The organism is Paraburkholderia gardini, assembly GCF_907164575.1.
Lineage (GTDB): Bacteria > Pseudomonadota > Gammaproteobacteria > Burkholderiales > Burkholderiaceae > Paraburkholderia > Paraburkholderia gardini.
Window position 1 is genome coordinate 166867 of sequence record NZ_CAJQYY010000002.1, and the last position, 12809, is coordinate 179675.

The 12809-nt window shown below is 63.2% G+C and carries 10 protein-coding genes, 1 other RNA gene and 1 pseudogene; 5 read left to right on the top strand and 7 right to left on the bottom strand.

Annotated features, from left to right (window positions below; all coding sequences use genetic code 11):
* Window positions 1–27 precede the first annotated feature (27 nt).
* The 7 genes from LPA34_RS02230 to ffs form a co-directional block, all read right to left on the bottom strand.
* Window positions 28–840, bottom strand: coding sequence for an ABC transporter ATP-binding protein (locus LPA34_RS02230; protein WP_228974431.1), 813 nt, complete (start codon window positions 838–840; stop codon window positions 28–30).
* Between the two features lie 87 nt (window positions 841–927).
* The gene (locus tag LPA34_RS02235) at window positions 928–1965 is read right to left on the bottom strand and encodes an ABC transporter substrate-binding protein (protein WP_228974433.1); all 1038 of its coding nucleotides are present in this window, start codon (window positions 1963–1965) and stop codon (window positions 928–930) included.
* Between the two features lie 118 nt (window positions 1966–2083).
* Window positions 2084–3289, bottom strand: a complete 1206-nt coding sequence (locus tag LPA34_RS02240) for a CaiB/BaiF CoA transferase family protein (protein WP_228974435.1) — start codon at window positions 3287–3289, stop codon at window positions 2084–2086.
* Between the two features lie 84 nt (window positions 3290–3373).
* A complete protein-coding gene (gene recR, locus LPA34_RS02245; protein WP_090533204.1) occupies window positions 3374–3970 on the bottom strand; it encodes a recombination mediator RecR in 597 nt (198 codons plus the stop codon).
* Between the two features lie 109 nt (window positions 3971–4079).
* Window positions 4080–4406 (bottom strand): YbaB/EbfC family nucleoid-associated protein, encoded by a 327-nt coding sequence (locus LPA34_RS02250; protein ID WP_007182071.1) that lies wholly within the window; start codon window positions 4404–4406, stop codon window positions 4080–4082.
* An 84-nt stretch (window positions 4407–4490) separates the two neighbouring features.
* Window positions 4491–7061 carry a DNA polymerase III subunit gamma/tau gene (locus LPA34_RS02255; protein ID WP_228974437.1) on the bottom strand — a complete coding sequence of 857 codons (2571 nt, stop codon included), beginning with the start codon at window positions 7059–7061 and terminating at the stop codon, window positions 4491–4493.
* A gap of 203 nt (window positions 7062–7264) precedes the next feature.
* An RNA gene (gene ffs, locus LPA34_RS02260) (signal recognition particle sRNA small type) lies at window positions 7265–7363 on the bottom strand.
* Window positions 7364–7795: 432 nt separating this feature from the next.
* Between ffs and trxA the strand changes: the two are divergent.
* The 5 genes and pseudogenes from trxA to LPA34_RS02285 all read left to right on the top strand — a co-directional run.
* Window positions 7796–8119 (top strand): annotated as a pseudogene (trxA, locus tag LPA34_RS02265) (thioredoxin TrxA); the annotation flags it as partial.
* Window positions 8120–8335: 216 nt separating this feature from the next.
* Window positions 8336–9598 (top strand): transcription termination factor Rho, encoded by a 1263-nt coding sequence (rho, locus tag LPA34_RS02270; protein ID WP_090533209.1) that lies wholly within the window; start codon window positions 8336–8338, stop codon window positions 9596–9598.
* 150 nt (window positions 9599–9748) lie between these two features.
* The gene (locus LPA34_RS02275; RefSeq protein WP_228974439.1) at window positions 9749–10297 is read left to right on the top strand and encodes a MerR family transcriptional regulator; all 549 of its coding nucleotides are present in this window, start codon (window positions 9749–9751) and stop codon (window positions 10295–10297) included.
* On the top strand, window positions 10294–11850 hold the full coding sequence (locus tag LPA34_RS02280) for an MFS transporter (RefSeq protein ID WP_228974443.1): 1557 nt from the start codon (window positions 10294–10296) through the stop codon (window positions 11848–11850). The genes LPA34_RS02275 and LPA34_RS02280 overlap by 4 nt, the downstream gene beginning before the upstream one ends.
* Before the next feature lie 3 nt (window positions 11851–11853).
* Window positions 11854–12705 (top strand): M90 family metallopeptidase, encoded by an 852-nt coding sequence (locus tag LPA34_RS02285; RefSeq protein WP_228974445.1) that lies wholly within the window; start codon window positions 11854–11856, stop codon window positions 12703–12705.
* The last annotated feature ends 104 nt before the right edge of the window (window positions 12706–12809 follow it).

Below are 12809 nucleotides of genomic sequence, written 5' to 3' on the forward strand. Positions count from 1 at the left end.
TTGTTGGTCGTCGGTGGAAAACCGCGCTCAGGCGGCCGTCAGTTGTTGCTGGTAGCCCTTGAGCACCTCGTCGCGCAGCACGCTCCAGATCTGCGCGTGGAGTTCGACGAAACGCGGATGCGAGCGGATCTCGGCCACATCGCGCGGACGCGGCAGATCGATCGTGAATTCGCCGATCGGACGCGTGCCCGGCCCCGCCGACAGCACGACGACACGGTCCGACATCGCGATCGCTTCGTCCAGGTCGTGCGTGATGAAGAGCACGGCCTTGCGCTTCGCGGCCCACAGGTCGAGCAGTTCGTTTTCCATCAGCTGGCGCGTCTGGATATCGAGCGCGGAGAACGGCTCGTCCATCAGGATGATGTCGGGATCGAGAATCAGCGTCTGCGCCAGCGCGACGCGCTTGCGCATGCCACCCGATAACTGATGCGGATACCGGTCGCCGAAGCCGCCGAGGCCCACGCGCTTTAGCCATTCGTCAGCGCGCTTGCGGGCTTCGTCGCGCGGCACGTTGTGGAACGTGAGGCCGGCCATCACGTTGTCGAGCGCGGAGCGCCACGGCATCAATGCATCGGCCTGGAACATGTAGCCGGCGCGCCGGTTGATGCCCTTCAGCGGCTCGCCGAATACCGTCACGCCGCCCGAAGACGGTTCGAGCAGTCCCGCGCCGACGTTCAGCAACGTCGACTTGCCGCAGCCCGTCGGACCCACGACCGAGACGAATTCGCCGGGCGCGATGTGCAGCGTCGTGTCCTTGACGGCCGTGTAGCGTTGCGTGCGGTCATCGCGCGACGCGAACGTGCAGGTGATGGTGTCGAGCGCCAGTGCGGGAACGGTCATCGTTCGATTCGCTTCTTCGGATGCGTTGGGATTCGTGCGCGTGACGGGCCGTGGTAAACCACGGGCCCGTTACACGCAAGACAGCACTCAGGCCTTGACGGTGGCGAGCGCTTTCTTGACGAAGTCGTTCGTCCACGTCTTCGACAGGTCGATCGGCTTGTCCTTGATCGTATCGTCGAACGTCTGGAGCGTTTTCAGCGACGTCGCGGGACCGTCGGCCGGCATCAGGCCGTCCGGCGACATCGCTTCCTTCACGTGCTGCCACGCGTCGAGATAGAGCGCGCGATCGCCGAGCAGATAGCCTTCCGGCACCGTGCTGATCAGTTCGCTGCCCGTGGCCGTCTGCAGCCATTTGAGCGCGCGCACCATCGCATTGGTCAGCGCCTGCGTCGTATTCGGATTCTTCGTGATGAAGCTTTGCGAAGCGTACAGGCAGCCCGCCGGCATGTTGCCGCCGAACACCGTATGCGTGTCGGCGAGCGTGCGCGTATCCGACACCACACGGATGTCGCCCGCCCGTTCGAGTTTTGTCATCACCGGATCGAGATTGGCGATCGCGTCGATCTGGCCGGATTGCAACGCCGAGATCGCGCCCGCGCCTGCGCCCACGCCGATGAACGAGACGTCCTTTGCGGTGAGTCCTGCTTTCGCGAGTACGAAGCTCGCCATGATCGACGTCGACGAACCCGGGGCCGTCACGCCGATTTTCTTGCCCTTCAGATCGGCGATGGTCTTGTAGTTCGGCATCGTCTTCTTCGACACGGCGAGCACGATCTGCGGCGCGCGCCCTTGCAGCACGAATTCGCGGAACATCTGGCTTCGCGCCTGCAACAGCAGCGTGTGTTCGAACGCGCCGGACACGACATCCGCGCTGCCGCCCACCGCCGCCTTCAACGCCTGCGAGCCGCCCGCGAAATCGGAGATTTCGACCTCGAGCCCTTCGTTCTTGAAGAAATTGCGACGCTCGGCGATCGTGAGCGGCAGGTAGTAAAACAGGTTCTTGCCGCCGACGGCGATCGATACCTGCGTTGTCTCCAGCTTGCCCTGCCCGAAGGCGAGCGGCGTGCCAGCGAGCGCGGCGCCAGCGAGTGCGGCCGAGCCGCTCAGGAATGTTCTGCGTTGCATCCTGGTGTCTCCGTTCTAGTTGTGTTTTTGTTGTACCCGGCCCCGTGTGCCGGGTTGTCGCGAGCCTCGCGGCGTCTCGCGATTCTGCCGTCGCGCGCTTTCACGCGTGGACGTCATCTCAAACGATCCGCTCCGCATGCAGCCGGGCGATGTCGCCTGCATCATAACCTAGTGAATGGAGGACTTCATCGGTATGTTCACCCAGTTCCGGGCCAAGCCAGCGTGTTTCCCCCGGTGTGTCCGAGAGCTTCGGCGTGACGCCTGGCAACGTGATCTCGACGTCGTCCTGCCATTTGAAGCGCTGGATCATCTGGCGGGCGAGATACTGCGGATCGGTGAACATGTCGGCGACGCTGTAGATGCGGCCGACCGGCACATCAGCCGCGTTCAGCACGGCAAGCGCCTCGTCGATCGTGCGGGTGGCGAGCCACATGGCGATCGCCGCGTCGATCTCGAGCGTGCGCGGCACACGGCCGTCGTTCTGCGCGAGGCCCGGATCGTTCGCGAGATCCTCGCGGTCGATCGCGATCATCAGGCGTTTGAAGATCGGATCGCTGTTGCCGCCGATCACGATGCTGCCGTCGCGGCACGGATACGTGTTCGACGGCACGATGCCCGGCAGCGACGCACCGGTGCGCTCGCGCACCATGCCGTACACGCCGTATTCCGGCACGACGCTTTCCATCATGTTGAAGACGGCTTCGTACAGCGCGACATCGACGACCTGCCCTTTACCGCCGTTCACCTGCTTGTGATGCAACGCCATCAGCGCGCCGATCACGCCGTGCAACGCGGCGATCGAGTCGCCAATCGAAATGCCGATGCGCGGCGGCGGCAGGTCCGGATAACCGGTGATGTGACGCAGCCCGCCCATCGATTCGGCGATCGCGCCGAAACCTGGGCGGTCGCGATACGGGCCCGTCTGGCCGTAACCGGAGAGCCGCACCATCACAAGACCGGGGTTTTCCGCGGACAGCACGTCGTAACCGAGCCCGAGCTTTTCGAGCAGACCGGGACGGAAATTCTCGATGACGATATCGGCCTCCTTCGCCAGACGCCGGACGATTTCCTTGCCCTCTTCGGCTTTCAGATTGATCGTCACCGACTTCTTGTTGCGCGCCTGCACCGCCCACCACAGCGACGTGCCACCCACTTCCGGATAGAGCTTGCGCCACTTGCGCAGCGGATCGCCGCCGTTCGGGTCTTCGATCTTGATGACGTCCGCGCCGAACTCGCCCATGAATCGCGCCGCGAACGGGCCTGCGATCAGCGTGCCGAGTTCGAGCACCTTGACGCCCGCGAGCGGGCCTTGGGTTGCGCTCATATGTCTCCTTCGTTTCTGGCTTAGGGCTGGGGGCTGGGGGAGGTAATCGCTTCCAGTATCCGTGCGGTGCAAGGAGACGCCGCGTTACATCGAACGCCGGTCCAGCATGGCGCGGGCGATGGTGCCGGCGTCCACGTATTCGAGTTCGCCGCCGACCGGCACGCCGCGCGCGAGACGCGTTACCGCAAGCCCGCGCGCCTTGAGCGTCTGGCCGAGGTAATGCGCGGTCGCTTCGCCTTCGTTGGTGAAATTGGTTGCGAGCACGACTTCCTTGACGACGCCGTCCGAAGCGCGCTTCACCAGCCGGTCGAAATGAATCTCCTTCGGGCCGATGCCGTCGAGCGGGCTGAGCCGCCCCATCAGCACGAAATAGAGACCGCGGTAGGTCATCGTCTGTTCGAGCATGATCTGGTCGGCCGGTGTTTCGACGACGCACAGCAACGCCGGATCGCGCTCTTCATCGAGGCAGACGTCGCAGATCCGGGCTTCGGTGAACGTGTTGCACTTCTCGCAATGCTGGAGATGTTCGGTCGCGAACAGCAGCGAGCGACCGAGCTTTTCGGCACCGTCGCGATCGTGCTGCATCAGGTGATACGCCATGCGTTGCGCGGATTTGGGCCCGACTCCGGGCAGCGCGCGCAGCGCTTCGACGAGCGCCGACAGGGCGGAAGGTTGTTTCATGCGAAATCGGCGTCGTCAAAAAAGGGCGATACGGAAGTGCTGCGGGTCGTGCTTCAGGTCGTCCACTGGTGCGTCCCGTTACCTGACCCGCGATGCTGACGCGGCCGGATCAGAACGGCAGCTTGAATCCCGGCGGCAACGGCAGGCCCGACGTCATGCCGCCCATCTTTTCCTGCGCGGTGGCTTCGGCCTTGCGCACGGCGTCGTTGAACGCGGCGGCGACGAGATCCTCGAGCATGTCCTTGTCGTCGGCGAGCAGGCTCGGATCGATCGATACGCGGCGCACGTCGTTCTTGCAGGTCATCGTTACCTTGACGAGGCCCGCGCCCGACTGTCCTTCGACTTCGATCAGCGCGAGCTGCTCCTGCATCTTCTTCATGTTTTCCTGCATCTGCTGGGCCTGCTTCATCAGCCCGGCGAGTTGACCTTTCATCATGGCGTGCTCCTTCTTGATCGTTTGAGATTCAGGGGTCTGGCGACGGCGTTTAGTAAGAACCGCGCCTTTCGATGTGTGTTCAGCTCAATGCGCGGCGGCTGCGCCCTGCCCGGCATCCGGCATGATCGGCCGGATCGAATCCGGCACGATGCTCGCGCCGAAATCGCGGATCAGCGATTGCACGAACGGGTCCTGACGGATCTCACGCTCGGCGTCCTGCTGGCGCTGCGCACGTGCGGCGGCGTCAAGCGCGGCGGCCGTGCGACGCGCGGCGCCGACTTCGACCTGCACGTCGACCGTCGTGCCGAGGCGTTCGGCGAGCGCCGCCTTCAGCTTCGCGACCTGCGCGGCTTCCGCGTATTGCGGCACCGGGACGTTCAATCTGAGCAGCGTGCCGTCGAGCGACATGAGTTCGCTGTTGAACGCCAGCTGGTACGAAATGCCCTTCAGCGGCAAACCGGCGGCCAGCGCGGGCCAGTCGCCCTCGAAACCGATTGCGTCGAGCGGAATGGCGGGGGGCAGCGGACGCGTGTCGACGACGGGCGCGGGTTCTTTTGCAGCGGGCGTGAGACGCACATCGTCGGGGCCGCTGTCGAAGACCGGCGTGTAATTGTCATCGGGTGGCGCGAAAAACGCATCGTCCGACAAGACTGGCATGTAGTCGTCCGGCGGCATGTCGTCCCACGGCGGGACGGACGAGCCACCCTGGCTACCGTTATTACGCGCTTGCGGCTGGGCGGCCCCAGCGTCCTGTGCCCGGCGCGGCGCGCCAGGCACTGGTACTGGCACGTTGACGCGCGGCGCCAGCTTCGGCGTAGCGGATTTCGGAGCCGGCGCGGCGGCAACGGCCGACGGCGCCGCGCGGCCGCGGTCGGACGATACTTTCAGGCCCGCGCTGCGCAGCACGTCGAGCGCCGCGCTCGCGCCGCCGGCGCGGCGCGAAGCGGCCGCGGATTCCTGCTGCCGGGGCGCGGCCGATGTGATTTCGCGCGGCGTCACGCTGGAAGCGGGCGTGGGCGCGGCAGCAGCTGGCTGTTCTGGCGCACGAGCGATGGATTCGCTGCCGGACGGCACGTGAGTGTCTTCGTCGGCCTGCGTGGCAGGATTCGCCGAAGCAGGGACCGCAACACCACTCTGCTCGTATTCCCGCGCGGCTGGCGCCGCTGATGCGGCATCGGCAGACGCTTCGCCTGCAAGCGGCTCAGACTCAAGGGAGACGCTTCTGGCGGCAGCTTCGGTCGCAGCCGGCACGGACTCCGGCGCATTCGCATTCGCGGAAACGGCCGCGTCAACCTTGTCCGGTGCGTCACGTGTCGCGGCACCCGCAGCCACAACCGCGACGTCACCCGTCGCGGACCCTGCCGCAACCGACGCCGGTCGCGATCCGATATCCGACTGGGCACTCACCGGTTGAAGACTCGCTGGCACCGTTGCGTCCGCAGCCGTTCCCATATCACTCGCCGCGACATCCTGCCGGGCGGCAGTCATGGACGCGACCGTTCGCGAGGTCGCCGCAGCACCGGTTCCAGCCGGTCGCGTAGCAGGCGCGACTCCACCGCCGCCGCCATTCGGCGCCAGTTCGAACGCGAGCATCCGCAGGAGCGTCATCGTGAAACCGGCATATTCGTCAGGCGCGAGACCGAGTTCGCTGCGCCCGACCGTCGCGATCTGATAGAAAAGCTGGACCTGCTCCGGGCTCAGCGTCCCGGCGAACCGGCGGATATCACCCGCTTCCGGCCATTCGTCCAGCACGGACGAAGGCGCGAATTGCGCCCAGCCGACCCGGTGCAGCAGGCTCGCGAGATCCTGCAGCGCCGTCGAAAACGACAGGCTGCGCAGCGCCATTTCGTCGGCGACCGCCAGCACACCCGCGCCGTCGCCAGCGGCGAGCGCGTCAAGCAGGCGAATCAGATAACTCTGGTCGAGCGCGCCGAGCATGCCGCGCACGGCTTCCTCGGTGACCTGATTGGCCGAATAGGCGATCGCCTGATCGGCCAGTGAAAGCGCATCGCGCATCGAGCCGTCGGCCGCGCGCGCGAGCAGGCGCAGCGCCTGCGCCTCCGACGGGATTTTTTCCTCGCCGAGAATCCGTTCGAGATGCGAGACGATGTGCCCGGCGGGCATCTGCTTCAGATTGAACTGCAGGCAGCGCGACAGCACCGTCACGGGAATCTTTTGCGGATCGGTCGTCGCGAGGATGAACTTGACGTGCGAAGGCGGCTCTTCCAGCGTCTTTAACATCGCGTTGAAGGCGTGGTTCGTGAGCATGTGCACCTCGTCGATCATGTAGACCTTGAAGCGCGCGTCGACCGGCGCGTAGACCGCGCGCTCGAGCAGCGCCGCCATTTCGTCGACGCCGCGATTGCTCGCCGCGTCCATCTCGACATAGTCGACGAAACGGCCTTCATCGATCTCGCGGCACGCGCGGCACACGCCGCACGGCGTCGCCGTTACGCCGGTTTCGCAGTTGAGCGCCTTGGCGAAAATACGCGACAGCGTCGTCTTGCCGACGCCCCGGGTTCCGGTAAACAGATAGGCGTGGTGCAGACGCCCGCCGTCGAGCGCGTGCGTGAGCGCGCGCACCACGTGCTCCTGTCCGACGAGCGACGCGAAATCCTTCGGCCGCCACTTGCGTGCGAGAACTTGATAGGTCATCTGGAAATTGTATCAGCAACGATGATGCGCAAAGACGAATCGGAACGACGCGACGACACGCTGCCGCTTCATTGTATTTTGCTAACGAAGCGATAGAGGAAAACAGGGGCGACAGCAGATAGCAACGCGAAGCGCGAAAGCAAAAACGCGGGAGCGGACAGAACCAGCAGGGAGGAAAAACGCGGACAGCAGAAAAAGAGGAAGGTGACGAGCCTGACCCTCGGCACTGGCGGAAAACGGCTGTGGCTGCTTCGTTCCCGACCTGACCAGGTTGACCATCCCTCCATGCGAGGAGGCCCGTCACGAAGCATTCTATCACCGGTCGTCGCATAACGCGACTCCTGAAGGCGACGAAACGCGCGACAGCCGGATCGACGCGCCGCGCAAAGCAGCCCTGCTGCCGCGCTTTCGTTGCTCTTGAGTTTACCGTGCACGTCACCAGATACGCGTCGAAGCAGCACACCTTGTCAACGCAGGGCAGATTTTACGAGCGCCATCGATGCACATATTACGCTGCCGGCATCACTACTATCACCACCGGCAACGCATAGCGATTTAGGCTAAACTGGCGTACGAATGACCCGTAATGTCATGGTCCGCGGCGCGTCCATCGGGTAGTGCCGAAGGGTGTTCCGCCGGGCGATGAGTGCGGCGAGGCGAACAGAAGTTTTCCTGATTTGATGTATCGTGGCGAGCCATCAGGGCGACCGCGATCCGAAAGAGGTATTCATACAATGAGCGAACAAATCAAGCATATCAGCGACGCATCGTTCGAACAGGACGTCGTCAAATCCGACAAACCCGTGCTGCTCGACTTCTGGGCTGAATGGTGCGGACCGTGCAAGATGATCGCGCCGATCCTCGACGAGGTCGCGAAGGACTACGCGGATCGCCTGCAGATCGCCAAGATCAATGTCGACGAGCATCAATCCACGCCGGTCAAGTTTGGCGTGCGCGGCATTCCCACGCTGATCCTCTTCAAGAACGGCGCGGTTGCCGCCCAGAAGGTCGGCGCGCTGTCAAAGTCGCAACTCACCGCGTTCCTCGACGGAAATATTTACGCGGGTCTTGGGCTGCGCCCGGGGCGGGTTGTTGTCCGGTCAAAACAACGCGCCCTGTGAACATGCTTTTCCGCTGCGGTGGCGGAATCCGGCATGTGCTATGCTAGAATCAATTAAACGTCGAAAAGACGTGTAAGTCCCTGAGCGGTTCCGCTCACTTCTCCTCCCAGATTCCATTTCGTCGCACCTTCTCCTCCCCGGCGGGTTCTCCGTATGCATTTATCCGAGCTTAAGACTCAGCACGTGTCCGAATTGATCGAGATGGCCAATGGCCTCGAGATCGAAAGTGCCAATCGCCTGCGCAAGCAGGAACTGATGTTCGCCATTCTTAAAAAGCGCGCCAAGGCAGGCGACACGATCTTCGGCGACGGCACGCTCGAAGTGCTGCCGGACGGTTTCGGCTTCCTCCGCTCGCCGGAAACGTCGTATCTCGCCAGCACGGACGACATCTATATCAGCCCGTCGCAGATCCGCCGCTTCAATCTGCACACCGGCGACACGATCGAAGGCGAAGTCCGCACGCCGAAAGACGGCGAGCGCTACTTCGCGCTGGTGAAGGTCGACAAGGTCAACGGCCAGCCGCCGGAAGCCTCGAAGCACAAGATCATGTTTGAAAACCTGACGCCGCTTCACCCGAACAAGGTGATGCTGCTCGAGCGCGAAATGCGCGGCGAGGAAAACGTCACGGGCCGCATCATCGACATGATCTCGCCGATCGGCAAGGGCCAGCGCGGTCTGCTCGTCGCCTCGCCGAAGTCGGGCAAGACCGTGATGCTGCAGCACATCGCACACGCGATCAAACAGAACCATCCGGATATCGTGCTGTTCGTGCTGCTGATCGACGAACGCCCGGAAGAAGTGACCGAAATGCAGCGTTCGGTGGCGGGCGAAGTGATCGCCTCCACGTTCGATGAACCGGCAGCACGCCACGTGCAGGTCGCCGAAATGGTGATCGAAAAGGCCAAGCGCCTCGTCGAAATGAAGAACGACGTCGTGATTCTGCTCGACTCGATCACGCGTCTCGCGCGGGCGTACAACACGGTGGTGCCGGCCTCGGGCAAGGTGCTGACCGGCGGCGTCGATGCCAACGCGCTGCAACGTCCGAAGCGCTTCTTCGGCGCAGCCCGTAACATCGAGGAAGGTGGTTCGCTCACCATCATCGGCACGGCGCTGATCGAAACCGGCAGCCGCATGGACGACGTGATCTACGAAGAATTCAAGGGCACCGGCAACATGGAAGTGCACCTGGAGCGTCGCCTTGCTGAAAAACGTGTCTACCCTTCGATCAACCTGAACAAGTCGGGCACGCGTCGCGAAGAGCTGCTGATCAAGCCCGAAGTGCTGCAGAAGATCTGGGTGCTGCGCAAGTTCATCCACGACATGGACGAAGTCGAATCGATGGAATTCCTGCTCGACAAGATTCGCCAGACGAAGAGCAATTCCGAGTTCTTCGACATGATGCGCCGCGGCAGTTAAATCCAGCCGTCCCGCAGCAAGCTTCAGAAAAACCGTCCGCCTTCTCGCGGGCGGTTTTTTTTCGCCTGTACGCCGCACCGGATCACAACCTGTACGTGAACGTTCACGTTGAACTATAATGCGACGCAAACTTCGAATTTCCGCGCCGCCATGTCGAGTGAAGAAAGCCCCAATCTGCTGACCGTCCGCGATGCGGCGGAACGCCTGAACGTGACTCCGCGCACGCTCAAATACTACGAAGAGCGCGGGCTTGTCACGCCGACCCGGAGCGAAGGCCGCTATCGTCTCTACGACGAAAACGACCTCGAACGTTTTGCCCGCATCCTGCGTTTTCGAGCCCTGGGTTTCTCCCTGCAAGGCATCACCGAAATGCTCAAGCGCCCGCTCGAACCCGTCGAAGGCGGACGCAATCGCTACTCCACGCAATCCCTGCTGGAAATCCGCGACGCGCTCGCGCAACAGGTCGACGCGCTTGACGCGCGCATCGATTCGGCACGTCGCGAACTGAAGGAAGTGCAAAACCTCAAAGCCGAACTCAGCGACGATCTCGATTACGTGCAACGCCGGCTTGCCGGCGAAAGCGCCGATGCGCTTCTCGAGCAGCGCAACACCGCCCGCCTGAAAAAGAAAGCGCGGACACCGTCGAGTGCTGCAGCGAGGCTCAGCAAGAAAGCCCTTCCCGGAGACGATGCCGCATGAGCGCGGCCTCCTCGCGCGTACCGCTTTTCAGCGTCGCGAAGCTGCGTGGCGATTTCTTCCCGTGGGTGCTGGCACTCGTCACCGGTCTCGACTATTTCGACAACGCGATCTTCTCGTTCTTCGCGAGTTATATCGCAGGCGGGATCAACGCTTCGCCGGATGAACTCGTGTGGTCGTCGAGTGCGTACGCGGTCGCGGCCGTGCTCGGCATCCTGCAGCAGCAATGGTGGGTCGAGCGCTTCGGCTACAGGCGCTACGTGGCCGGCTGCATGCTGCTGTTTTCGGCGGGAGCGGTCGCCGCGGCGTTGTGCGAAACATCGTTCGAACTGGCGTTCGCGCGCGGCTTCCAGGGTTACTTCATCGGCCCGATGATGGGCACCTGCCGCATCCTGATCCAGAGCAGCTTCACGCCGCAGCGGCGTGCCGGCGCGACGCGCGCCTTTCTTGTCCTGATCGTGCTGGGCAGCGCGCTTGCACCACTCGCCGGCGGGCAGCTCGTCGCGCATTTCGACTGGCGCGCGCTCTTCATGTGCAGTGCGCCGGCAGGTATCCTGTTCGCAGGTTTTGCGCTACTTGCGTTGCCGGACTCGGGCAACCTCCTGCCGGAAGAACGCGGCGCGTCGCATTTCTGGCCGTACATCATCTTTGCCTTCGCTCAAGGCGCGCTGCAAGTCGTCATGCAGCAGGTGCGCTACCAGCTCTTTAGCGCGTCGCCGGGTCTGATCATGCTGACGGTAGCGGGAATCGTCGGGCTCGTGTGGTTTGCGTACCAGCAGTGGCATCATCCCTCGCCCCTGATGCGGCTGAATGCACTGCGCGAAAAAACCTTCCAGGTCGGCCTCGTGCTGTACATGTTCTATTACTACGAGTCCACTGGCTTCAGTTACCTGGTGTCGCGTTTTCTCGAACAGGGGCTCGGCTATCCGGTCGAAAATGCGGGACGGCTGGTCGGTGTCACTTCGCTGATTTCATCGACGGCGCTCTTCGTCTACCTGCGCTATGCAAAGCTGCTGCCGCGCAAGAAGTGGATCATCGTGCCGGGCTTCGCCATTGCGGCGCTGGCCGCGGCGTGGATGGCACATATGCCGCCCGACGTCGATCAGCGCGCGCTGATCGGTCCGCTGCTGCTGCGCGGGCTGCTGCTGCTTTTCATCGTTCTGCCGGTGGCCAATCTGACGTTCAGCATCTTCGCGATCGAAGAGTTCACGCACGGCTACCGGCTGAAGAACGTCGTCCGGCAACTGACGATTTCATTTGCCACGGCATCGGTCATCATCGTCGAGCAGCATCGGCGGGCATTGCATCAGTCGCGGCTCGCCGAATTCGCGAATCCGTACAATCCAGTGTTCCAGAGCACGATCGCGACATTGACGAACGGTTTCGCCGCCGCGGGACGTTCAATCAGCGAAGCGCATGCGCTGGCGGTAGCCCAGGTGAGCCGGACGGTGGTGCAGCAGGCAAGTTTCCTTGCGTCGCTGGACGGCTTCTATTTTCTGATCGGCGTGGCCGTCTGCGGCGGAATCTTTGCCGCGTGGCAAAAACAGATCGACTGACCCATGCTCTCGAAACTCACGCACTGGTTCGACTCCCGCCGCCGCGACCGCGCGTTGCGTGCGCACGCGATCCCCGATGCGCTATGGGAATCCACGCTCGCGGGCCTGCCCTTTCTGGCGCATCTCGATGCCGCCGACCTTGTTCGCCTGCGCGAACTGACGAGCCTTTTCATTGCGCGGAAATCGTTTTCGACCGCGCACGAACTCGAACTGACGGACGCAATGACCGTCGCCATCGCGGCGCAGGCGTCGCTGCCGGTGCTGAACCTGAGCCTCGATCTTTATCGAGGCTGGGTCGGCGTGATCGTCTACCCCGGCGAGTTCGTGATCCGCAAAACGGTGGAAGACGAAGACGGCGTGGTCCATGAGATCGAGCAGGACGCAAGCGGCGAGGCGTGGGAAGGCGGCCCGGTCGTGCTGTCGTGGGAAGACGCGCAGATGACCGACGGCACGGATGCCTACAACGTCGTCATTCACGAATTCGCCCACAAGATCGACATGCTGACCGGCGAAGCCGATGGCCACCCGCCGCTCTTTCGCCGCTGGCACGCACCGCTCGACGCGACCGCATGGGCCGACGTGTTCGACGCAGCCTACGACCAGTTCTGCGTAAAGGTTGACGCCGTGCCCGAGCGGCGCTGGGCGCGCTTCGAGCGCGATTCGCTGATCGACCCGTACGCGGCCGATCATCCGTCGGAGTTTTTTGCTGTGTGCAGTGAGGCGCTGTTCGTGCAGCCGCAGGCATTCGAAGCCGGATATCCCGAGCTTTATCGCCTTCTGGCCCGCTTTTATCGTCAGGATCCGGCTCGCGTGGGCGCGTTATTGCCGGAAGCCAGCCCTGCTCCCGCAAAATAGCCCGGGAAATTCGTCAAGCGACTGATTTTCTGGCATAATCGCCGTTTTTCGACCTTAGGCAAGTGGCTCGCCGAAGTCCGCTGCGTCGGTTCGCAACGGCACGC